The 21,641-nt window shown below is 41.7% G+C and carries 22 protein-coding genes and 1 riboswitch; of the genes, 14 read left to right on the top strand and 8 right to left on the bottom strand.

Annotated elements, in window-relative coordinates:
- Positions 1–126: 126 nt before the first annotated feature.
- Positions 127–579, top strand: coding sequence for a YndM family protein (locus tag FCL54_RS11405; protein ID WP_171016801.1), 453 nt, complete (start codon positions 127–129; stop codon positions 577–579).
- Positions 580–638: 59 nt separating this feature from the next.
- On the opposite strand, the gene FCL54_RS11400 is transcribed toward FCL54_RS11405, so the two are convergent.
- Together FCL54_RS11400 and FCL54_RS11395 are read right to left on the bottom strand one after the other, a co-directional pair.
- Positions 639–2,255: an MDR family MFS transporter gene (locus FCL54_RS11400; RefSeq protein ID WP_138126494.1), complete on the bottom strand. Its 1,617-nt coding sequence runs from the start codon at positions 2,253–2,255 to the stop codon at positions 639–641.
- An 85-nt stretch (positions 2,256–2,340) separates the two neighbouring features.
- On the bottom strand, positions 2,341–2,760 hold the full coding sequence (locus FCL54_RS11395; protein WP_171016800.1) for a MarR family winged helix-turn-helix transcriptional regulator: 420 nt from the start codon (positions 2,758–2,760) through the stop codon (positions 2,341–2,343).
- A gap of 271 nt (positions 2,761–3,031) precedes the next feature.
- On the opposite strand from FCL54_RS11395, the gene FCL54_RS11390 reads away from it, so the two are divergent.
- Complete coding sequence (locus FCL54_RS11390) at positions 3,032–3,499, top strand: DinB family protein (protein ID WP_138126854.1); 468 nt, start codon at positions 3,032–3,034, stop codon at positions 3,497–3,499.
- A 248-nt stretch (positions 3,500–3,747) separates the two neighbouring features.
- Here FCL54_RS11390 and FCL54_RS11385 read toward each other — a convergent pair whose 3' ends face one another.
- Positions 3,748–4,389, bottom strand: a complete 642-nt coding sequence (locus tag FCL54_RS11385; protein ID WP_138126490.1) for a CPBP family intramembrane glutamic endopeptidase — start codon at positions 4,387–4,389, stop codon at positions 3,748–3,750.
- Positions 4,390–4,411: 22 nt separating this feature from the next.
- The gene (locus FCL54_RS11380) at positions 4,412–4,852 is read right to left on the bottom strand and encodes a hypothetical protein (RefSeq protein ID WP_138126488.1); all 441 of its coding nucleotides are present in this window, start codon (positions 4,850–4,852) and stop codon (positions 4,412–4,414) included.
- 213 nt (positions 4,853–5,065) lie between these two features.
- Between FCL54_RS11380 and FCL54_RS11375 the strand changes: the two genes are divergently transcribed.
- From FCL54_RS11375 to FCL54_RS11355, 5 genes are all read left to right on the top strand, one after another.
- Complete coding sequence (locus tag FCL54_RS11375; protein ID WP_138126486.1) at positions 5,066–5,983, top strand: DMT family transporter; 918 nt, start codon at positions 5,066–5,068, stop codon at positions 5,981–5,983.
- Between the two features lie 237 nt (positions 5,984–6,220).
- Positions 6,221–6,715: a DinB family protein gene (locus tag FCL54_RS11370; RefSeq protein WP_138126484.1), complete on the top strand. Its 495-nt coding sequence runs from the start codon at positions 6,221–6,223 to the stop codon at positions 6,713–6,715.
- A 353-nt stretch (positions 6,716–7,068) separates the two neighbouring features.
- Complete coding sequence (locus FCL54_RS11365) at positions 7,069–9,177, top strand: hypothetical protein (protein ID WP_138126482.1); 2,109 nt, start codon at positions 7,069–7,071, stop codon at positions 9,175–9,177.
- Between the two features lie 19 nt (positions 9,178–9,196).
- Complete coding sequence (locus FCL54_RS11360) at positions 9,197–11,173, top strand: beta-propeller fold lactonase family protein (protein WP_484083219.1); 1,977 nt, start codon at positions 9,197–9,199, stop codon at positions 11,171–11,173.
- A gap of 482 nt (positions 11,174–11,655) precedes the next feature.
- A complete protein-coding gene (locus FCL54_RS11355; RefSeq protein ID WP_138126481.1) occupies positions 11,656–12,015 on the top strand; it encodes a SpoIIAA family protein in 360 nt (119 codons plus the stop codon).
- An 89-nt stretch (positions 12,016–12,104) separates the two neighbouring features.
- On the opposite strand, the gene uptA is transcribed toward FCL54_RS11355, so the two are convergent.
- From uptA to FCL54_RS24805, 3 genes are all read right to left on the bottom strand, one after another.
- Positions 12,105–12,707, bottom strand: a complete 603-nt coding sequence (gene uptA / locus FCL54_RS11350) for an undecaprenyl phosphate transporter UptA (RefSeq protein WP_138126479.1) — start codon at positions 12,705–12,707, stop codon at positions 12,105–12,107.
- 123 nt (positions 12,708–12,830) lie between these two features.
- Positions 12,831–13,013 (bottom strand): hypothetical protein, encoded by a 183-nt coding sequence (locus tag FCL54_RS11345; RefSeq protein WP_138126477.1) that lies wholly within the window; start codon positions 13,011–13,013, stop codon positions 12,831–12,833.
- 38 nt (positions 13,014–13,051) lie between these two features.
- Complete coding sequence (locus FCL54_RS24805) at positions 13,052–13,351, bottom strand: TIGR04104 family putative zinc finger protein (RefSeq protein WP_138126475.1); 300 nt, start codon at positions 13,349–13,351, stop codon at positions 13,052–13,054.
- 185 nt (positions 13,352–13,536) lie between these two features.
- On the opposite strand from FCL54_RS24805, the gene FCL54_RS11335 reads away from it, so the two are divergent.
- The 4 genes from FCL54_RS11335 (at position 13,537) to FCL54_RS11320 (ending at position 17,102) form a co-directional block, all read left to right on the top strand.
- Entirely contained in the window at positions 13,537–14,526 is a 990-nt protein-coding gene (locus tag FCL54_RS11335) for a Gfo/Idh/MocA family protein (protein WP_138126473.1), read from the top strand.
- A 109-nt stretch (positions 14,527–14,635) separates the two neighbouring features.
- Positions 14,636–14,740, top strand: a riboswitch (SAM riboswitch).
- 248 nt (positions 14,741–14,988) lie between these two features.
- The gene (sfnG, locus tag FCL54_RS11330) at positions 14,989–16,071 is read left to right on the top strand and encodes a dimethylsulfone monooxygenase SfnG (protein ID WP_138126471.1); all 1,083 of its coding nucleotides are present in this window, start codon (positions 14,989–14,991) and stop codon (positions 16,069–16,071) included.
- A 70-nt stretch (positions 16,072–16,141) separates the two neighbouring features.
- Positions 16,142–16,606 (top strand): pyridoxamine 5'-phosphate oxidase family protein, encoded by a 465-nt coding sequence (locus FCL54_RS11325; protein ID WP_138126469.1) that lies wholly within the window; start codon positions 16,142–16,144, stop codon positions 16,604–16,606.
- 139 nt (positions 16,607–16,745) lie between these two features.
- Positions 16,746–17,102 (top strand): KGG domain-containing protein, encoded by a 357-nt coding sequence (locus FCL54_RS11320; RefSeq protein ID WP_138126467.1) that lies wholly within the window; start codon positions 16,746–16,748, stop codon positions 17,100–17,102.
- Positions 17,103–17,230: 128 nt separating this feature from the next.
- On the opposite strand, the gene FCL54_RS11315 is transcribed toward FCL54_RS11320, so the two are convergent.
- Positions 17,231–17,467, bottom strand: coding sequence for a YczF family membrane protein (locus tag FCL54_RS11315; RefSeq protein WP_138126465.1), 237 nt, complete (start codon positions 17,465–17,467; stop codon positions 17,231–17,233).
- A gap of 110 nt (positions 17,468–17,577) precedes the next feature.
- Between FCL54_RS11315 and FCL54_RS11310 the strand changes: the two genes are divergently transcribed.
- Genes FCL54_RS11310 through FCL54_RS11300 form a run of 3 tightly spaced genes read left to right on the top strand, consistent with a single transcriptional unit; the run spans position 17,578 to position 21,554 of the window.
- Positions 17,578–19,209 (top strand): spore germination protein, encoded by a 1,632-nt coding sequence (locus FCL54_RS11310; protein ID WP_138126463.1) that lies wholly within the window; start codon positions 17,578–17,580, stop codon positions 19,207–19,209.
- Entirely contained in the window at positions 19,206–20,417 is a 1,212-nt protein-coding gene (locus FCL54_RS11305; protein ID WP_138126461.1) for a Ger(x)C family spore germination protein, read from the top strand. The genes FCL54_RS11310 and FCL54_RS11305 overlap by 4 nt, the downstream gene beginning before the upstream one ends.
- Positions 20,418–20,435: 18 nt before the next feature.
- A complete protein-coding gene (locus FCL54_RS11300) occupies positions 20,436–21,554 on the top strand; it encodes a GerAB/ArcD/ProY family transporter (protein ID WP_138126459.1) in 1,119 nt (372 codons plus the stop codon).
- The last annotated feature ends 87 nt before the right edge of the window (positions 21,555–21,641 follow it).

Genomic DNA, 21,641 nt, shown 5'->3' with positions numbered 1-21,641 from the left:
AGGAAAATATTTGCTTGCCATTCCATGCTGCTGAAACGCCTTTTCTTTGCTTTCGGATAACTTCTTTTAAATAGGACAAGGTAATAAATGGGTGAGTACCAGACTTATGAAGAAGGGAGGACAACCATGGAACATGTTAGGGCTTTTCTAATAAAGTTTGGAATAATCACAGTAGTTTTGTTGCTAGTTTTTGGATTGTTTTATGGAGTTGACTTTGCGGATATCGTATCGATTTCACTTATTTTATCAATCGTGGCTTATATTGGAGATTTGGCTATTATGCCGAGGGTCGGTAATACGATTGCCACACTCGGAGACATTGCTCTTTCGTATGTTATGCTTTATGTATTAGGTGGGTTATTTATAGAGGCGGCGATTCCGCTTGGATGGGCTTCGTTTATCTCAGCTGTGATCATAGGCGGAGGAGAATTCTTTTTCCATCGTTACTTACAGAAAACTGTTACCCATGATCCTGATAAAGAGCGGGACACCCATAGTGAGTTCCGGGATAATGCACCAATGGCTACCGAGTTTGCAGACGAAGAGGAATTAAACCCTAACGTAAGAAAAGAGGACTAATACAAATTAAAACACGGCATGAACACTGCTCACAGTGTTCATGCCGTTTCATGTGTTATTTATTCATTCAATAGCGGCTTTAACTCAGGTACTTCTGGTTCTTCTTCCTGTTCCTTTTTCAAATCTTTATCACGTTTGATTTTTCCGTTTCCAACGGACAATGCAACGCCGATTCCGAGTGCAATAAAGATCAACCCTGTTAAAAATGTAGTTGTAAACGACTGTGACCATGCAGTTTGGATAGCATGAACAACATTCTTCCTGACTTCCTCTGGAACTGGCAGCAGCCCGGGATTAACGAGAATTCCAAATAAAGAATCGGTTTTACTCCCGATCTCCTTTAACACTGCTGCAGCTGCTGGGTTTTTTTCCGAGGATGTAACATCTGCCATGTTGCTTTGAAGCGTCTGGTTCATGACAGAATTCAAGATCGTAATACCCATCGTTCCTCCGATCGAGCGGAAGAAGGTAGAGGCTGAAGTGACCGTACCAAGTCTATGTTTCGGGAATTCATTTTGGACCGCGATCATTAAGGTAGGCATCACAAGACCCATGCCAAGACCGAGTACAACCATATAGAAGTAGGCTGTCATTTCATTTGAATCAATGCCCATCGTGCTCATCAGGTAGAAGCCAAGTACTGCGATCAACATACCTGCTGTCAACACAGTTCTGAACCGGAATTTCAACAGCAGCCTTCCGCCGATCACACTTGCGACGATCAAAGCGATCATCATCGGTGTCATAGTGGAACCGGCCTGTGTCGGTGTAACTCCGAGTATCCCCTGCATGAACATCGGTACGAACATAATCGCTCCGAACATTCCTAGGCCAAGCAAAAATCCTAACGCGTTTGTTGTCGCGAAGATGCGGTTTTTAAACAAACTTAAGTCTAAGATCGGTTCTGCAGCCTTTCTTTCCACGAGTAAAAATAGAACTAAAAAGACCGCGAAACCTCCGAATAACAAAAAGCTGGTCGAAGATACCCATTCGAATTTATCTCCCGCAAAGTTCAGGCCGATCAACAGCATCACAAGTGCCGGGACCAGGGTGAATATCCCTAAATAATCAATGTTTGCTTTATCCTGTGTTCGAACGATTTCATGCTTTAAGCCGGTAAAAATCAAAAGAGCTGAAAGCAAACCGAACGGAACGTTGATTAAGAAAATCCAGTGCCAGCTGATGCTGTCAACAATAAAGCCGCCGATAAAAGGGCCGATAACAGAACTAAGTCCGAAGAGGGCACCGAACACGCCCTGCCATTTTGCGCGTTGTTCTGCAGTGAAAATGTCCCCGATGATCGTTTGGGACAGCGGCATGATCATGCCTCCGCCGATCCCCTGAAGCGCACGGTAAATGACAAGCTGTTCCATAGAGTTTGCAGTGGCGCATAAGCCCGATCCAACAATGAAAATCAATACGCCGAGTAAGTATAGGAAACGTCTGCCGTATTGATCAGAAAGCTTCCCGACGATCGGCGTTACCGTAGTGGACGTGATCAAATAAGCTGTCGTTACCCATGCAAAGATTGAAAAGCCATTCAACTCAGCGATGATGGTCGGCATCGCCGTTCCGACAACCGTCTGCTCTAAAGCGCTGAAGAACATTCCAATGATCAATCCGGTAAGGACCATCCTGGTGTTAATGCCCCTTTGTTGTTGCTCCTTCACACTCATCTTCTCCTTTTTCTAAACCTATAAAAATTGTTTTAATGTTTTAATAGTTAAACTGTTTAAAGAAATGGCCAATAGACTTCGTTTCTTATTTGTGAACGGTATTGGCCAACTTTTCATAAATCGCCACAAGGGATTCTAATTCTTCAGGGGTTAGATGTCCGAAAAACTGTTTGATCACTTGCTTTCTTTCAGCTTTTACTTTTTCCAGTAACACATTTCCCTCATCGGAGATTTCGATAAGAACAACCCTTCTGTCACCTGCATCTCTTCGACGTTTAACCAGGTCACTCTTCAAAAGGCGGTCGATCATGACGGTTACGGCACTTGGCTTTACGCCGAGTTTTTCAGCCAGGTCTGATACAGTATAGCTTCCTTTTTCAGCAAGGGAAAAGAGGATATAAAATTGTGTATCCGTTAAACCAAGATTTCTATGATCAAATTCGTTCTTTAGTTTCCTGAAAATAATTTTGTGAGCTTCCTGAAGCCTTTCAAAATAATGCTCCAATCTGATCCTCCTTTTTTGCTTATTGAAAATTATTTAAACAAGTTAAATATTAAGTTATGAAATAATCTATGTCAACAAATGAATTTTGACAAAAAATGTGAATGCTGATGAAAAGAGGACCATTATAAGGTAATCTGATAAAGTAGTTTAAAAGTCGATACCTGGTAGGTTGAAAGTATTCTAGCAAAGTTGAAAATAAATCAGCAAAAGTTGAAAGTAAACGCCAACAAAAGAGCCAAAAAGTGAATGATATGAGAGAGGAATGAATGAAATGGTCGAGATGTTCCGATATAACTGGCAAGTGAGGGAGGAATGGTTCGAATGGTGCAAAGAAATTCCCGGAGAAGAGCTGGTGAAGCAACGGACGGGAGGATCAGGCAGTATCCTGAAAACGTTATTCCATGTGGCAGACTGCGAACAAATCTGGATTAACCAGATGCAGGGGACACCTGTTATTGTAAAAGATGTGCAAAGGATATCTTCTCTTGAGGAAGTAATGGCATTCTCAACAGAAACGAAAAGCCAGACAGAGGAATTCCTAAGAAGCTGGAATGAAGAAATGGAAGAGAAGACGTTTCAGATGAAGCGGAGAAACGGTGGTTCTTATACTTTTACATACGGCAAGATCATGCGCCATATCATCACCCATGAAATACATCATATTGGGCAGCTATCGGTTTGGGCAAGGGAGATAGATAAAAAGCCCGTTTCAAGCGATTTGATTTTTAAAGAATTTTAGGGAGGAGTTTATGCTATACACATTCATGGCTGTTATAGGTTCGTTGATCCTGGGTTTTCTTTTGTATCAATTCGGGCCTGTGCAGGCAATATTCCATCACAACGATCTTTCTGGAATGTTTCAAATATCAAATTTTCTAATCATGGTCGTTATATTATTTTTGCTAATCAAAAGCAAGGCCTGAAAGGAAAGTAAAAAGCTGACTCGGAGAAAGGTATAAGTCACCGTTCGGGTCAGCTTTCATTTTTTTAAACAAAATTAATTAACAAACAAGAGGCTGTGGCGTTTGCCAGAAAGTGGGCGATCCAAGAGAGATACACATTATTCGTTTTATAAAAAATTATTCCGAAGAGAGTGCTGTCGATGAACACGGTCGCTAAGTCTATTAATACAGTGCTGGCTGGTCCTGTGGAATAATGCATGACGGTAAATAACAGTGAAGTTAAAAGAATAGCGAACGCGGGTTTCATCACCCAGCCGAGGCGTTTTTGCACCAGTCCCCTGAATACAATTTCTTCTCCAAACGCCAGTACTAACAAGCTGAAAAGAAGCTTGCCGTCAAAAGCTGCTAAAATAGTTACCCGCCCGTTGATCTTTGCAAAGACTTCGGGAAAGAAGTTTTTAAAAACTAAAAAATATGTAACCTGTAAGATGACCCCAACAAGAAGCACCCAGAGCCAGGTTTCCTTAAAATCTTCCACAGTTTCCTTTCGCTTAAATCCAATGCTGCTCTGTGAACGGTTTCTAACTCGCCTTTCTACCAAAACGTAAATGATCGGCACCAGTGAGATGATGATTTTAAATTGTGGAAGGAAGAGGGCAGTCAGTAGCATTAATACAACTAGTACAATCATTTCAAGAAAAGGCTGTTTTTCATAAGGATTATTCATTTGTAATCTCCTGTCACACTATTTAAATAAAGAAGCCTGCGATATAATGGCTTACAAATATAGCGAGGTAAATCAGTGAAATCCAGGGCTGGTAATCGACATAGAACTCTTTTATGGTAAAGCGGAAAGGATGAGGAATCAACACCCAGCCTACGTAATCGAGAATGATCGACATTGCAGTCCATTGTATGACGGTATAAAACATGAGCTCCTTCAAATTATCTGTCTCCACACCAAGGCTGTAGAACCACAGGAACACAGGGAACAAAACAACATTGTAAAGTGCCTGGTAGGGAATCGTTTTTACATACGCAGGCGATTTTAAGTAGCTTGTTCCTGCCTGCTTTGCATTTGGCACACCGAAGTAAATATGGAAGATGTACATGTGAATAATGCCGACTACAGTTACAGCAGTATAAGCCACTAACAACCAGACAAAAGAAATGCCAAGATGCTCAAACATAGAGTCACCCCCTTTTTACAAGATATTTTGATTTCTAGTTAATTATCCTCAAAAAAATTAGAGAAATAAAGTGAATCTTCGATGTTTTTAGTAAAAAATACCTAAAAGAACTAACTGGGAAAGAAATTTAATATAATTGAGTTATTCGTATTTAGACACAAATCAATAGGTTTTTGTTATTATTGGCTCAACAAAAGTAACAGGAGAACGATCATGGATAAGAAAATCGCCTATCTTTTCATTGCGCTTGGAGCTTCCCTCTGGGGAATTATCGGACTTTTTGTAACTTACCTGTATGGACTTGGATTTACCCCTGTCCAGGTTGTTGCGATCAGGGCATTGTCCGCCACATTTTTTCTAGTGCTCTACACGCTAATGAAAAATCGTAAACTACTAAAAATAAAATTAGCCGACAGCAAGTATTTTGTAGGTACTGGCATTATCAGCATCGTTTTCTTCAACTGGTGTTTGTTCACTGCGATCGAGGAAACGAGTATATCTATCGCGGCGATTTTGCTTTATACTGCACCAGCGTTTGTAACAGTGCTTTCTAGATTGTTGTTTCAGGAAAAGCTTACTGCGCGGAAACTGTTCGCATTGTTTACAACGCTAACCGGGTGCGCGCTTGTCATCGGGGTTTTTCCGATCGGAGGAGAAACGATCACTCTTTACGGATTCCTGCTTGGGATTGGCTCCGGGTTTTTCTACGCGCTGTACAGCATTTTTGGTAAATTCGCGCTCAGGAAATATGATTCTTTAACAGTTGCAGTATATACGTTTGTTTTCGCTGCGATCGCCGTAGCTCCGTTCAGCGGGTTAAGCTCGTTTGTACCGCTGTTTTTACACGGCAAAGTGTGGTTTTATGTCTTAGGGCTCGGCTTTCTTTCGACGATGCTTGCTTACATTCTATATACGAAGGGATTAACTTATGTGGAAACGAGCCGGGCGTCCATTATCGCAACGGTCGAACCAGTTGTTGCTTCCCTTATCAGTTTCCTAGTTTTTAACGAAAAGTTAGTTTTCTGGCAATACATTGGAATCGTCCTGGTCATTACAGCTGTCGTTTTGGTCCAGGAACCAGCTAAAGCGAGAAAAAAGAAAAAAACCGTGTCACAGGAATCCTCTTTGTGACAATATGATCCTGGTCTAATAGACTCGGTGGAACCCGGGTTTTTGTGTTTGAATTAGAGAAAATAACAAGGAATAACTCCAGTATCGTCGAATTAGATGAAAGGAGAAATATTGTGGAAACTGCTCATGCCAGGGAAAAGCCGATGATTAGAAAAGCGATCAAGGCAGCTGCAATGCGGTTTTTCCAGATCAAAGGTTGCTGTTGGTGCAGGTTATTTTTTAAGGAGGGTTTTGAATATGCAGGAAAATGAGACTATCCGTGAAGAGCTTTTGCAATATGTCAGTGATTTATCAGACGACCAGCTTAATAAAAAAGAAGACGAAAACAGCTGGTCGATTATACAAGTGCTGGAGCATCTGTATTTACTAGAACAGGTTATTACAAAATCGATTTCAAAAGAACTGGCAAGTGAAGAGAGTGTCGCTGTGGAAGATAAGCCGATCCATCTATCAGTGAACCGAACGAAAAAAGTAAGCGCACCGCCATATGTTACTCCTTCTGATAAGTACCAGACACTTGCAGAAATAAAAGCAAAGCTTGCTGAGTCTCGAGCTGCTCTTAATAGAGTAGTTGATGAAGCGGATGAAGAACAGCTTGAACAAAAGTCAATGCCACATCCTGCTTTTGGAGCACTGAGTTTAAAACAATGGATTCCGTTTATCGGCCTACATGAAAAAAGGCACCTTGAGCAGATTAAAGAGATTAAGGAAAAGATAGCGCAAAAGCAATAGGAAGTAGTATGAGAATCATGTGATCATCCATGGTTCTCTTTTTTTTCTGAAAAAAAAAACGAAAGGCAGATATGTTAGGAGAAAAGAGCTGCGCAAGAGGGGATTCAAAAGACAGAAACGAAGGCATCCAGTGTGTGGGAATCCTTATATATATGGGAAGTAAAAGACGGTGTGCCGACAAAAGGTCGGCACACCGTCTTTTACTTGAAATTTTACTGGCAGATGATAGCATATGCTAGCGCAAAATCAACCATTGTAATTGATAGTGATAATTGTTATCATTGAAAACGGTTATCAATCACATAGACATTTATAAATCTACATAAAAAATAGATACATAGGGAGAGAGAAAAATGAAAAAGAAACCATGGAGAGTGATGTCATCGGTTGCTCTTGCTGCAAGTTTAATTGTTTCCAGTGGCTGTACACCAGAAAACGACGCAAGCTCTGGTACATCTGATAAAGAAAAGAAGGCACAAACAGAGGGAGCTTCCAGGAATTCAGGAGTTTCAGTTCCTGTTACTGATTATAAGTTCGATACAGCAGGCAATATGTTCGCTTATGCAGAGTTCGAGCTGTCCGGTGAACCTCTTGTAGAAGGATTGGGCCTTGATCCAGATGTGCTCGATCCAAAGAACGTGAATGCACCAACCAAATTCGATTACACTGCTGGCGTTGAGGCATATGAGTATTCCGAAGAAGCGATGTATGAGGTCGTGGAGAAATCGGGACTCGGCCTCCATTTGATAAACGGACCTGCTGTTGAAGAGATCGCAAAGCAAAACGGCCAGGAAAAGAATGAAGTGTTAAGTGGACGGTTTATGAAACTTGCAGATGCAGTCGGTTATCCGAAAGAAGAAATTTTCCGTAACATGTATCCAACATTCATCGAATACTCCCATGGCGATCCCCATTATGCCGGGGAAGTAGATACCTCTCAATACGCTGATGGCGTGGACGGCGCTTATGTTCCGGAATTCCAGGTCAACTTTAAGTCGCTAAGATGGGACAGGGAGAAGATGGATAAAGTATTGACTCCGGCAGCTTATGGCGCGACTTTCTTGAAGCAGGCGCTGTGGGCCGGTGACTTTATGGGCGGTTACCACACGGTTGATGGTGATGAAGAGCTTGCAGGTGAAACGCCTAACGATGACCAGGACAAAAATATTGCTCTTGGCGTTAGTTCAGCTGATGGAATGCAGGGTGCGATCCTGGTTGAAGAAATATGGAACAAGTTGAATTATATTCGAAATGGTTTGTTCTATTCTCCGGACAAAAATGCCCTGACTGCTGCGGGAGCGGGAAGTAAATACGACCCTTCGAATGGGCTTGTTTATCTGCCGCATCAGATCAGCGTGAGTGAAAATGGAGACGAACAGGTTCCTGCTGCTGAATCGCTTGAGGTGAAGGACAGCAAAAGCATGCTGAAAGATCAGTGGCTCGTGCTATGGCCTGCTTCTGAATTTTACGGTATGGCAGACCAGCGTGAAGAGAACAAAAATGTAGCTCCTTCTTTCCGAGCACTGTTTGACGGAGAGCCTTATGCATCGGCTCCAGCAGAAAACATCGACAAGGATAAAGCGAACGATACGGAAGCAACCGACCCATATTCCGTTAATAAGGACGTTTTGCTTCACGTCTTTAAAAATATCGATGCGATGCATTTCAACGATGATGTGGGATCATTTGTGACCGAGCATAACGGAAAAGAACAGGGCAACTATGTTGACACGTTTAATGCCGGTTATACGACTGAATCACTTCGTATTTTCCAGCGCGCGATCGATGGGCTGCCAGTAGGGTATGCAAATGCGGAAGAAGCGGAAGGGCTTGGAACGGAAGAAGGCAAACGGGCTCTTGAGCTTATCAAGAAACAGGCTGATTTCATTATTGATGAGTTGATGCAGGATTCCAGGCTGGTTGCTGACGGTTATACGATTGGAGAAGGGCCTTCAGAAGAAGGTTCCTTAAAGGGGCAGCTGGGAGCGATTAGAGGGTTAACGGCAGCATTCCTTGCAACCAAGGATGAAAAGTATCGCGATGCTGCACGTACCGTTTACCAGCAGATGGATGAAAAGCTGTGGGACCAGGATGCCAAAGCGTATATCACTGGAAAAGATGAAATGAAGTATGACCCGGAAACTGCAGGCGGAGTTGCAGCAGTTTATCGAGTAGCGATCAACAATTTGAGCAACACGAGTGACGATAAGGAACAGCCGGAAGTGCTGGAAGTAAAAACAATTACCGAAAGATATACTGATTTCTTTAACACTGTTATCGATGGCCCTGCGTTAGACCAGGGGATGCAAGCGAGTGAATTCTGGGATACGGGCGACTTTTATAAAAAAGATGATGACTCAGCAAATACGGATGGAGACACTGTGCCTCAGGTTCAAGCCGGCCATGGGGAGCATGGTATCTCGCCAATTCTTGTGCCAGTAGAAGTCAAGAAAAACAACTAAGTAAAAGAGGCGAATCGCAGTGAAGAAAGCAATCCTCTTCCTCCCAGTACTTCTTATCATAGTAGTGCTGGCAGGCTGTATATCAAAACCTTCCATGTTAAGAGATAGTAAAGAAAATAGTGTAGTGCGTGATTACAGCATGAACAGCAACAACATTGTTATCAACAAAGCTGGAGATACGATCTATACAGCTAACATCGATGTGGGTACCGTTACGGTCGTGGACCGGGAGACAAAGGAAGTAACAGCGGAAATTAAAGTGGGCGACCACCCGGAGCAACTGGCGATCAGTCCGGATGAAAAGTTTCTGTATGTGACTTGCAGACGGGACAATAAAGTCGATGTTGTTTCCCTTGAAAAACAAAAGGTCGTCGATTCCATCGAAGTTGGGATTGAACCATATGGGGTTGTAACCAGTCAGGATGGAAAAACGCTTTATGTAGCTAATTATAGGTCTAATACCGTTTCAGTTGTCGATCTTATAGAGGAAGAGGAAAGAAAAACGATCAAAGTAGGAAACCGTCCTCGGACCCTCTCCATCACTGCTGACGGGAAAAAGCTTTACACCCCTCACTATTTATCAGGGGAAATTAGCGTGATCGATACGAAAACGGAAAAAGTGTCAAAAGTGATTAAGCTGGCTGATTCGCCTGATCAAAAAGATCCTAAGAAAAGCCAGGGAATTCCGAACACACTCGAGCAATTCGTCATCAGTCCGGATGGAAAGAAAGCATGGGTGCCACACTTGCTAACAAATGTTGATACGCCGATAAACTTTGAAGAAACGATTTTTCCAGCGATTTCTGTTATCGATTTAACAACGGATGAAGAGATTGTAGAAGAACGGAAAGAGCTGTTCCAAGAAATCAACGTAACAGATAAAAGTGACCAGACGATGATTGTTTCCAATCCATATGATGTTGTGTTTTCTCCCGATGGAAACAAAGCGTACACGGTTATGTCAGGAAGTGAAGATCTTGTCGTTTTCGATCTAGCCCGGGGAGGAAACGCAACGCAGATTGTCAGAAGGATCGAAGGAAACAATCCAAGAGGAGCCGTCATCACCCCGGATGGGAAAAATCTTTTTGTCCATAATGCGATGAGCCATGACCTTGCTTCTGTTTCTACAGGCGGAAATGATTCCTATGCAAGAGCAAAAATGGATGGTGAAAATCTTTCTCTTATCGAAAAAGACCCATTAGAGCCCGAGGTCAGAAAAGGAAAAACGATTTTTTATAGCGCGAACAGTGATGAGTATGCCACTGAGATTACCGGGAATAACTGGGTGAGCTGTGTGTCCTGCCATGCTGATGGAGAAATGAACGGGTTAACACTGACGACACCAAAGGGGCCAAGGAACATTCCGAGCAATACAGTGACGAGTGAAACAGGCTTATTCCTCTGGGATGGAAGCAGAGATGATTTTACGGATTATATATTAACGGTCCAGGGCGAAATGGGAGGAATGACTGAATTTGATGCAGGAAAGCCTCTACCGGCTGAGGTGGAAGAAATGTATGATGCGATGTTTGCCTTCTTAAGCGACCCAGAATCATTCCCACCACCCCAGAGCCCATATCGTGAAAAAGATGGTAGTTTGAGTGATTCTGCGAAAGCAGGTAAAGAATTGTTTGAAGGTAAAGGGAACTGCTTATCCTGCCATGGCGGAAAACAATTCTCTGACAGTATGAAAGCTGTTGAAGAGAACGGCGAACTAACAACCGATAATACAAAATACCTTTACGACATCGGCACAATGAACAAGCTTGACAAGCCTTCAAAAGGGGACGCCCGGGCTGCCAATAAAAATCCTAGAGACACGAAACACTTTGACACGCCGACACTACGCGGCGTATGGGCGACAGCGCCATACTTCCACGATGGAAGCGCCAAAACCATTGAAGAAGCGATCGAACGGCATGGCAACGATAGCGTACCGACACTCACAAAGGGTGAAATGATCAAGATTGCTGAATATGTAAGGTCAATTGAATAATAGGGATCATTGATTCTGCCCGGGATTTTATTTGTTATTTGGCTAATAAAAATAGGGAGCGGTCTTTTAATTGAGGTTTATTGGAGTTTCAGTATGTGTTATTAGAGGTTTAGAGATGATTATTGGAGTTTCGGAGGGGCTTTTTAGTCATTCATGTAGACTTATTTGGTTTCCAGGGAGGAATATTGGAGTTTCAGGGAGGAAAATTGGAGTTTCAGGGGGTTCTATAAGATGTCGAAGTCGTTTATAAGAGGTTAAAAGCAACTTATAAGATGTTCAAAACCTTTTATAAGTAGTTACGAGCAACTTATAGGAGATTATGTACAATTTTTAAGAGGTTAAGATCAACTTATAAGAGCTTCAGAGCAATTTATAGGAGGTTCGAAGCGATAGCCTCCTCCACCTCCCCCTAACATCTCAGGCTAAAATTTTCGTTTCAGAATTTTTTTTCCCGGGAACGGAACGGTAGGGAGGGAACTAATATGATTTCATTACTTCCAAGTCGTTCTGACTCAGCGATAGCGATTGAAGCTGGAGGGAAGATAACGAAAGACGATATAGAAACCTTTGAAGGATATATTGAGGAATCATTTGGTGATCATGACGATTTCAATTGTCTGATGATAATTAACGATGATTTGGACGGTTATTCGATTGAAGGATTGTTCGAAGACATGAAGTTAGATCTGGAACATATGAGCCAATTTAATAAATGCGCTGTTGTAAGTGAAAAGAATTGGCTTGAGAAAACAACTGAAATGGGAAATTATCTGCCAGGTATTGAAATGAAGCATTTCAACCAGGAAGAAACAGATGAAGCATGGAACTGGCTGAAGCAATAGAACAGATTGAGCGTGAATCCTTATGATTCACGCTTTTTATAATGGATAAGAAACAAAAAAGACAGATCAACTGATCTGCCCTTTTGCTGTTAAACGGTACGGTTATTCTTTCGGTTCGCTCTTTTATAAAGGATATAAAGCAAGATCATCATGATGGCAATAATCCCGATCGGTTTGGTATAAGGCCCTGCGATAGAGCTGATGTTTTCCCAGTTGTCTCCTAACTGCACTCCTAAGTACAAAAAGAAGATAGACCAGGGAATAATCGCAAGTGCCGTGTACATAGTAAATTTTGCAAACGACATTCTGGCAATGCCTGCCGGGATCGAAATGGCATGGCGGACAACCGGAATAAAACGCGCGGTAAAAATGACACCTGTTCCGTATTTTGTAAACCAGGTTTCGGACATGTCGATGTGATGTTTTTTAATTAAAAGATATTTCCCGTACTTGTCTAAAAACGGCCTACCACCGTAATAACCGAGCCAGTACAGAAACAGCTGTGCGATTGTTCCACCGATCGTCCCCGCGATTACAGCTCCGACAAAAGTTATTGTACCCTGAGACACCATATATCCGCCGTAAGAAAGGACAATCTCACTTGGAATCACTTCGACCATTAATCCCAGCGCGATTCCGAAATAACCTAGATCTGTTAACCACTTCAGCAAATCGATAATAAGGTTATGCATTCCAATCCTGCTTTCTGAAAGATGATGAATCTATCTTATTCTATTTTGAACCAATTTAAAACAAGCAGTTTTCATATGTATGATATGACTGTCAGATTTCTGTTAGAAGCCGGTTAATACAACTTATTTTTCTTTTTCTGAGATCAGCTTATTTGCAAAAAATGCACTCACAAGGAAAAATATAAAACCAGACAGCCATCCGACCGTTGGGGAATATTCAAAAACACTTTTAAAACCCATCCCGGCTGATATGGAAACTACGCCGAGCAGTGAAAAAATTGCAACGAAACGGTGATTTGAATTCAATTTTTACACTCCTATCTATGTAGTTAGGAAAACAACCTTTACCAGAGAGGTTCGTTTTCATTGCTTAATTTTATAGTGAATGGAAGATAACTAATATAAAAGACCAGGTAAACAACTGCTATCACTAAAGTAACCGAAAAATGTATGTTAAAAGCGGCTAAAAAAGGAATTATCAAAAAGAAAGGAAGGGAATACAAGGAAGATCGTTTCCGTGTTTCAGCTGAAAGGTACTGCTTTTGTAAACAATTGGGACATCGATAACTACTTTTAAACGTCAGCATCTTGAGGGTGGTTTCTTTCCGTTTCCATGTATATCCGCAATTCTGGCAAGCTGGCAAAGTATTTCATCCTTTCTATTACGAGTTTCAAAGACTCCTTCACTTTAATTACGATTTAGAGAGGCGAAAGGTTTCAGTAACCGGGCATTCCAGGGAAACGAAAGCCGGGCTGTTTTTGCTTGTGCAACAGGCGTATACTAGAGGACGGAACTTTATCTTTTTTAAAAAAGACAGGAGGCCAGGTTATGATAAGATTCGGCATTATCGGAACAAACTGGATCACAGAAAGGCTCTTAGAAGCAGCAGAGCATGTGGAAGATTTTCAACTGAACGCAGTATATTCCCGTACGGAAGAGAAGGCAAGCGAGTTTGCGGAAAAGTATTCGGTTGTACATACTTATACAAGTTTAACTGAAATGGCAGAAAGTGATGCGATCGATGCAGTTTACATAGCGAGCCCCAATTCATTTCATGCAGAGCAGGGGATTCTATTCTTAAACAACAACAAACATGTCCTGTGCGAGAAACCGATCGCTTCTAATCAATCAGAATTGGAAAAAATGATCGCAGCTGCAAAAGCGAATGATGTTTTGCTTATGGAAGCGATGAAATCGACGATACTGCCAGCCTTTAAAAGCATCCAGGAAAACCTGCATAAAATCGGGAAAATACGCCGGTTTGCAGTGAGTTATAACCAGTATTCTTCCCGTTATGATGCGTATAAGAGCGGTACGATAAAGAATGCTTTTAAACCCGAGTTTTCCAACGGCGCTTTGATGGATCTCGGAATCTATTGCTTGTATCCCCTTGCAGTGTTATTCGGAGAACCCGAGCAGATCAAAGCATCCGGGGTGAAGCTGAAATCCGGAGTGGATGGAGAAGGAACTGTCCTGCTGACTTACAATGATATGGAGGCAGTAGCCATGTATTCTAAAATAACAGATTCGGCACTTCCGTCTGAGATCCAGGGGGAGAACGGAAGCATTGTGATCACAAAAATCAGTGAACTGGAAGAAATTAAAATCCATTATAGGGACGGAAGCGTGGAAGATATAAGTATTCCTAATAAAAAGCCTTCCATGGCCTATGAGCTTGAAGAATTTATCACGCTTATTACAAACGGGAAGACAGAGTCGAAAATCAATTCATTTGAGCATTCCCTGTTAACGCTTAAGATGATGGATGAAGCAAGAAGTCAAATGGGCATCGTTTTCCCTGCTGATAAAAGAAACTAAAAAACCTGGTTCTTTTATCACAAAATCAAATTTATGATTGACTGGAAACAAAATTGTGTTAAAATTCAGTTTAAACAGTTAACAATTTAAAACTTAAAAGCATTAACGTTTCTTATCAAGAGAGGTGGAGGGACTGACCCGGCGAAGCCTCGGCAACCAGCATATTCATGCACGGTGCCAATTTCAGATGGGATTTTTATTCCGAAGATAAGAGAACGGGTGCCTGATTATGTATGTATTTCAGCGACCTTTCTCTTTATCGGAGAAAGGTTTTTTAAGTTTACATGGGAGGGATGCCTGGAGAAGATTAAAAATAAAAAGAAAGGTGCGGCAACACCTTTCTTCGATGATGGAAGCGTACACTCGGTTCTGCGACGAAACAAAACGAACGCGCCTTCTCATCCCTTTTATTTTAACATGAGAAGGTTCGTCCGTCTAAAACATGTAGGGAGGACGAATAAAATGGGAAATGTAAAATTCGCTTATTGGGTACCGAATGTCAGTGGGGGATTGGTAGTTTCTAAACTGCCCCAAAGAACAGACTGGAGCTTTGAGGCAAACAAACGATATGCCCGAATCGCTGAGGAAGTGGGCTTTGAATATGCTTTGTTACAGACTCGATTTTTTGCAAGCTACGGGGCCGACAAACAGCTGGAAGCAATCACGCTGGGATCTGCGCTTGCAGCCGTAACCAAAAAGCTTAATCTTATCTCTGCAGTTCATCCAGGCTTATGGCATCCGGGTGTGTATGCGAAAATGCTTGCTACGCTCGATCATATAAGCGGAGGAAGAGCTGCGGTGAATGTTGTCAGCGGCTGGTTTAAACAGGAGTTCATCGGCTATGGCGAGCCATGGCTTGAGCATGATGAGCGCTATCGAAGGGCGGAAGAATTTATTGACGTCCTTCGTGCACTCTGGAAAGAGGAAGCGGCAACATATAAAGGGAATTTCTATCGATTGAATGAAGCTCCACTGAAGCCGAAGCCAGAGAAAGAAATCCCGATTTTTCAGGGCGGTAATTCCGAGGCGGCGAGACAGATGGCAGCAAGGGTTTCAGACTATTACTTCATGAACGGAAACACATTGGAAGGATTTAAACAGCAGATCAAGGATGTGAAGCAGCGGGCAGAAGCGGAAGGAAGAGATGTGAAATTTGCCGTTAACGGATTCGCAATCGTAAGGAATACAAAAGAGGAAGCTGTTGCCTTACTAAGGGATATTATTGCAAATAAAGATGATGCCGCTGTTAAAGGGTTTCAGGACGCGGTAAAAGAGGCCGGGCAATCGACGAAGAATAAACAGGGCATGTGGGCTGATTCCACTCTCGAGGACCTTGTTCAATATAACGATGGGTTTAAAACAGGGCTCATCGGAACAGCTGAGGAGGTCGCAGATCGAATTATCGAACTGAAAAAGATCGGCGTAGATCTTGTGTTGACAGGGCATTTCCATTATGAAGAAGATCTTCAGCGTTTTGGGGAAGAGGTGATCCCGCTGGTACGAGAAAAGGAAGCTGCGCTAGAGAAGAGCACTGTTCTGGTATGAAGAGGTACCGATTAACGTACCGGACCCTTCGATGCCAAGAAAATCGTTGCAAATTTGAAAGGAGCAGTCCATGAGCAAGAAACAAAATAAGTTATCTCCAGAACTGGTCCAATTTCTGCAGGGGGAACGAATTGTTTCGTTGATTACCCAGGATGAGGAACAACAGCCGCATCTTAGTACCGTTTCCTGGCTTCTGGCTGATAAAAACGGCGGATCGGTCAGGATTGCAGTTGGCCATAAAGCGGGAAGTGTGAAAAACATCCAGTCCAATCCAAAAATCATTCTAGGAGTTATCGGATCCGGAAGTTCCTATTCAATCTGCGGGAGCGCCACGGTTTCTGAGGTCATACATGGTACGATGAAGTACCGTGTTATCGACGTCACGGTAGAAGAGGTGAAAGAAAATATTTTTTACGGCGGCAAGGTTGTCCAAAATACAGCGTTCGTTAAGACGTATAATGCAGAGCTCGCAGAAAAGCTTGATCAAGAAGTATACGGCCTGTTAAAACGGGAACTGGAGCACTCTTTTAGATGAAAATATGAAGGGGAATCGCCGGCTAAATTGCTTTTAGTAGAAAAGAAGCAATCCTGTTCTTATCCGTTTATTCTTAGCCATAAGCGGAAATTACACTAATATAAGCGAAACAAAATCACCTAAAAGGAGATGAGGTTTCATGGCTAAGAACAACAATGAAAAGAACAATAAAATGACGGTGGAGGAAGCTGGCCGCATGGGCGGAGAGAAAACTTCCGAAACTCATGATAAGGAATTCTATCAAGAGATCGGCCATAAAGGCGGAGAAGAAGGCGGCCAAAAAGGCGGCGAAACTACCGCACAACGTTATGGCGACGAATTCTACCAGGAAATCGGTAAAAAAGGCGGCGAAGCCACTTCCGAGAACCATGATAAAGAATTTTATCAGGAGATCGGAGAAAAAGGCGGCGAAGCTACTTCCGAAAGCCACGGTAAAGAGTTCTATCAAGACATTGGAGAAAAAGGCGGTAACGCCCGAAACAATAACGACTCCTAATCGAGTTAAGAATGTTGTAGGTCAATTTGCAAACTTTGCAAATTGGCCTTTTTTTTGCAAAGGAAAATGTTCGGTGTCGGTCTACGCCTCCATCTTCACATGAACGCTCGTCGATCGGCGAGTTTTCTTTAATTTTCAGGCTGTGATTGTTTCATTTTTTTATATACAAATTTAAAGACAGGTTTTAGTAACAGGATTGCGGAGAGGAGAAAAAGCAGAAAGAATTCAACAAGTTCCATTACTCTAAAAGGATTTATTGCATTGATCAGAGCTTCTTTTATCCCGGTCCCCATAAATATGTCAAAACAAATCATACCTCCTGTCAATACTCCCATTGAGAGGATCGCTATCAAAACTGGCTTCACGTACATCACCCCTCTTATTAGATTTCCCAAAAGCTTTTGAATTACTTCACCAACATTCGTTTAAACTAAGCCTAATCATTAAAAAGGCTTAAGAACGAAGAGGTTTTGTTATGCCGATAAAAATACACCGTAAAAGAAATAAAAAACTAAGCAAAAAAGAGCGAATCCAAAAGGAAGTCAGTACTTTTAATATTCCAGATGAAATGTTAAGTGATTCTTTAAAAGAAAATGTGGAACAAATGAAAAAAGTAACAGGGAACAGTTCGGATCTAAAGATACGTGAGTTGAAAGGAAACGATTTTGTAAATCTTACAGCTGTTTATATCGATGGTCTTGTTAATAATCAATTTATCAATGAATTCATTATTGAAACGATCTTTAATAATATAGAACCCTACCCTGATTTAGAAGAAAATAAGGAAGATTTGTTTGAACGTATTTACGCTGAAGTAGTTGCATCAGGAGAAGTGCAAAAGTTTTCGAATTGGAAAAGCGTATTACAGGAACTAATGGGAGGTTCTACAGTATTACTCGTTGATGGAATCTCAACTGCCCTGGTCGTCGATACAAGAGGTGGAGAAACGAGAAGTGTCGAGGAGCCGGGTTCACAGGTTTCGATACGAGGACCCCGAGATGGCTTTACAGAATCTATACAAACAAATATTTCCCTGATTCGCCGCAGGATACAGAATCCTAATCTCTGGGTTGAAACGATGAAAATAGGCAAAGTTACGCAGACCAGTGTAGCAATGATGTATTTAAACGGTATCGCAAATGAAGAAATCGTAAATGAAGTAAGAAAAAGGCTAAAAAGTATCGATATAGATAGCATCCTTGAATCAGGATATATTGAACAGTTGATTGAAGATCAGACAATGACGACCTTCCCTACGCTATTTCACACGGAAAGGCCGGATAGTACTGCAGGAAACATTCTGGAGGGAAGGATAGCGATTATTGTCGATGGAACTCCTTTTGTATTGATTGCCCCTGCAATATTTATTCAATTCTTTCAAGCTGTAGAAGATTATTATGCAAGATTCGATATTGCGACATCCATTCGTTTTTTGCGGGTATTGACCTTTACAATATCGCTTGTGGCACCGGCGCTTTATATCGCGGTGACAACGTTTCATCAAGAAATGGTACCGACCAGATTAATCATCGCAATATCAGCACAAAGAGATGCTGTGCCCTTCCCGGCTTTTGTAGAGGCTCTGTTGATGGAAATTACCTTTGAAATACTCAGGGAAGCCGGAATCCGCCTTCCAAGAGCCGTTGGTTCTACTGTTTCGATTGTTGGGGCGCTTGTGATCGGGCAGGCAGCTGTGCAGGCTGGAATCGTTTCTCCTGCAATGGTAATTATCGTATCGATCACGGCGATTGCCAGTTTTTCGACGCCATCTTATGCGATTGCCATATCAGCAAGGCTCATTCGATTTCTGTTTATGTTGTCAGCAGCTACTTTCGGAGTTTACGGAATCGCCCTTGTATTTATATTTATGCTTGTCCATTTATGCAGTCTGAGGTCATTCGGCGTTCCCTATATGGCTCCAATCGCTCCTTTAAGTCCTTCTAATTTAGGGGATACGATTGTCCGTTTTCCGATCTGGGCATTTACACAGCGCCCCCGGTTAATCGGTAATAAAAACAATAAAAGGGAAGGTCCTCATCAAAAACCGGGACCACCTCAATCACGCTCATTAAAAACTACTGCCGATGATCAAGGTGATACATCATGATTCGTAAACTCCAAAAACTTCTGGTACCTGTTCTTTCTGTTTTGTTGCTATCAGGGTGTTGGAGCAAAAAAGAATTGAACGATCTTGCTTTAGTGTCCGCCATCGGATTAGATAAGAACGAAAAGGGAAAATATGTTGGATCTTTTCAAATTGTTAATCCTGGCAATGTGGTGGGAGGAGAGAATACGGGTGGAGGGAGTAAGAGCCCTCCTGTAACAGTATATACTGCCGAAGGGAATAACCTGGTGGGGGTAAGCAGAAACGCTTCTGCCCATGTATCAAGAATTCTCTATTACGCCCATACAAATATTGTTGTAATCGGAGAAGAGATTGCAAGAGAAGAGGGGATAATGAAGTTACTGGATGCCCTTGACCGCGACCCTAACTTTCGTATCACTACTACGATTGTAATCGCTCATGATGCGACTGCTGAACAACTTATTAACACCCTGACGCCAATCGATAAAATACCTGCGAACAAAATTCTTAAAATGTTACGGTCAACCGAGAAGTCTTCTGGAGAACATCTTGAAATAAAGACGAGTGATGTTCTTGAAGCTCTTGTTACAAAGGGAAAGGAACCGGTGGTCACTGGAATCAGAGCAACGGGTGGAAAGATAGGAATGGAAATGGAGAACATCCAGCGTACGGAACCTTCCTCAGCGATCGAGGCGAATGGCATCGCGATTTTTAAGGCTGGAAAACTCATTGATTGGGCACACGGGAGATCAGCACGTGGAATTGTCTGGGTTTTAAATAGAATTAAAGAAGCAGACGTGAGCGTTGATTGGAACAATGAAAAAGATTCTATTGTATTTGAAGTGATCAGACAGAACACAAAAGTGACACCGATAATAAAAAACGGAGATCCAGAGATTAATATACATGTGGAAGTAGAAGGAGACATCGGCGAGATGCAGACAGCGGCTGATTTAAACAATCCTGAAACGATTAAAAAGATTGAAGAAAAAATAAATAAACAGATAAAAAATGAAGTAGAGAAAGGTATTGCAAAAGCTCAAGAAAACAAATCGGATATTTTTGGCTTTGGAGATTCCTTTCACAATAACTATCCGAATGAATGGAAAAAATACGAAAATGAATGGAACGATACTTATTTTCCAGAACTAAAAGTTAATGTAACGGTTCAGTCATTTATTCGCCGTACAGGATTAAGAACTAAACCTTTCTTATCTAATACTAAATGATGAAAGTGTGAACATGAAGTGGAAAAAGCAAAGATAGATGCAGTCCAGTTGTTTGTATTGATTGTTCTTTTTGAGTTAGGGAGTGCAATGCTTATACCTCTAGCAATCGACGCAGATGAAAATGCATGGTTAGCCATTCTCCTGGGGATGGCTTTTGGATTTTTTTTGTTTCTTATCTATCATGCCTTATATAAGTATTATCCCGATATGCTTCCGACTCAATATATGCAAAAGATACTTGGAAAATATATAGGATGGGCGTTAGGATTTGCTTATTCCATTTACTTCATGTACGCTTCTGCACGAGTGCTGCGGGATTTTGGGGAGATGCTGTTATCAGTAGCATACAGGGAGACTCCACTGTTTATAGTAAATCTATTGCTTATGTTTCTTATCATGTACACGGTTTACCAGGGGATTGAAGTGCTGGCAAGGACAGGCGAAATACTGTTCAGTTTATTATATCTTTTTGCTATAACGGGGTTTATTTTGATCGTTGCTTCTGGTCTTATTGACATAACCCATTTAAAACCCGTATTAGAAGAGGGAATTCTTCCTGTGTTAAAAGTAGTTGTAACTGAGACGATTTATGTGCCGTTTGGGGAGATGATTGTTTTTACGATGATTTTCCCTTACCTTAATAATCCTAAAGTTGCCAGGAAGATTGGAATTTCTGCGATCGCTTTGAGTGGTATAAACCTGACTATCGTGATGGCAGTAAACATAACAGTGTTAGGAGTTGATCTAACCAAACGTTCCCAATTCCCATTGCTCACTACAATCCAGAGTATTCAAATTGCCAATTTCCTGGAACGATTGGATGTATTTTTCGTTCTTGCTCTAATTATGACAATCTTTATCAAGATAACTCTTTATTTTTATGCTGGAGTAATTGGAATGGGGAATCTTTTTAAGGTTGAGAAAGTTAACCAGTTAGTTTATCCGCTTGGACTAGTCGTCCTGTTAATATCGGTTTCTATCGCCAGCAGTATATCAGAGCATATTAAAGAAGGCTTGAAGGTTGTGCCGATCCTTTTGCATCTTCCATTTCAAATCATCATTCCTTTGATATTGTTGGGTATAGCATTTTTGAAAAGTAAAAAGAAAAGTAAAGGTTCATCAGCGTCCGATGCATAATTGGACGCTATTTTATTGGGAGTCTTCGAGGTGAATTAAGCTAAATTTAAGGTTGCCTGAATGGGGAGTTAAACATCGGAGGTTATT

The organism is Exobacillus caeni (assembly GCF_005747095.1).
Lineage (GTDB): Bacteria > Bacillota > Bacilli > Bacillales > Guptibacillaceae > Exobacillus > Exobacillus caeni.
This window is presented reverse-complemented; position numbering and strand designations above follow the sequence as displayed.

Coding starts and splice junctions, on each gene's coding strand:
- FCL54_RS11405 (WP_171016801.1), top strand. CDS start 127: ATGGAACATGTTAGGGCTTTTCTAATAAAGTTTGGAATAATCACAGTA.
- FCL54_RS11400 (WP_138126494.1), bottom strand. CDS start 2,255: ATGAGTGTGAAGGAGCAACAACAAAGGGGCATTAACACCAGGATGGTC.
- FCL54_RS11390 (WP_138126854.1), top strand. CDS start 3,032: ATGGTCGAGATGTTCCGATATAACTGGCAAGTGAGGGAGGAATGGTTC.
- FCL54_RS11385 (WP_138126490.1), bottom strand. CDS start 4,389: ATGAATAATCCTTATGAAAAACAGCCTTTTCTTGAAATGATTGTACTA.
- FCL54_RS11380 (WP_138126488.1), bottom strand. CDS start 4,852: ATGTTTGAGCATCTTGGCATTTCTTTTGTCTGGTTGTTAGTGGCTTAT.
- FCL54_RS11375 (WP_138126486.1), top strand. CDS start 5,066: ATGGATAAGAAAATCGCCTATCTTTTCATTGCGCTTGGAGCTTCCCTC.
- FCL54_RS11370 (WP_138126484.1), top strand. CDS start 6,221: ATGCAGGAAAATGAGACTATCCGTGAAGAGCTTTTGCAATATGTCAGT.
- FCL54_RS11365 (WP_138126482.1), top strand. CDS start 7,069: ATGAAAAAGAAACCATGGAGAGTGATGTCATCGGTTGCTCTTGCTGCA.
- FCL54_RS11355 (WP_138126481.1), top strand. CDS start 11,656: ATGATTTCATTACTTCCAAGTCGTTCTGACTCAGCGATAGCGATTGAA.
- uptA (WP_138126479.1), bottom strand. CDS start 12,707: ATGCATAACCTTATTATCGATTTGCTGAAGTGGTTAACAGATCTAGGT.
- FCL54_RS11335 (WP_138126473.1), top strand. CDS start 13,537: ATGATAAGATTCGGCATTATCGGAACAAACTGGATCACAGAAAGGCTC.
- sfnG (WP_138126471.1), top strand. CDS start 14,989: ATGGGAAATGTAAAATTCGCTTATTGGGTACCGAATGTCAGTGGGGGA.
- FCL54_RS11325 (WP_138126469.1), top strand. CDS start 16,142: ATGAGCAAGAAACAAAATAAGTTATCTCCAGAACTGGTCCAATTTCTG.
- FCL54_RS11320 (WP_138126467.1), top strand. CDS start 16,746: ATGGCTAAGAACAACAATGAAAAGAACAATAAAATGACGGTGGAGGAA.
- FCL54_RS11310 (WP_138126463.1), top strand. CDS start 17,578: ATGCCGATAAAAATACACCGTAAAAGAAATAAAAAACTAAGCAAAAAA.
- FCL54_RS11305 (WP_138126461.1), top strand. CDS start 19,206: ATGATTCGTAAACTCCAAAAACTTCTGGTACCTGTTCTTTCTGTTTTG.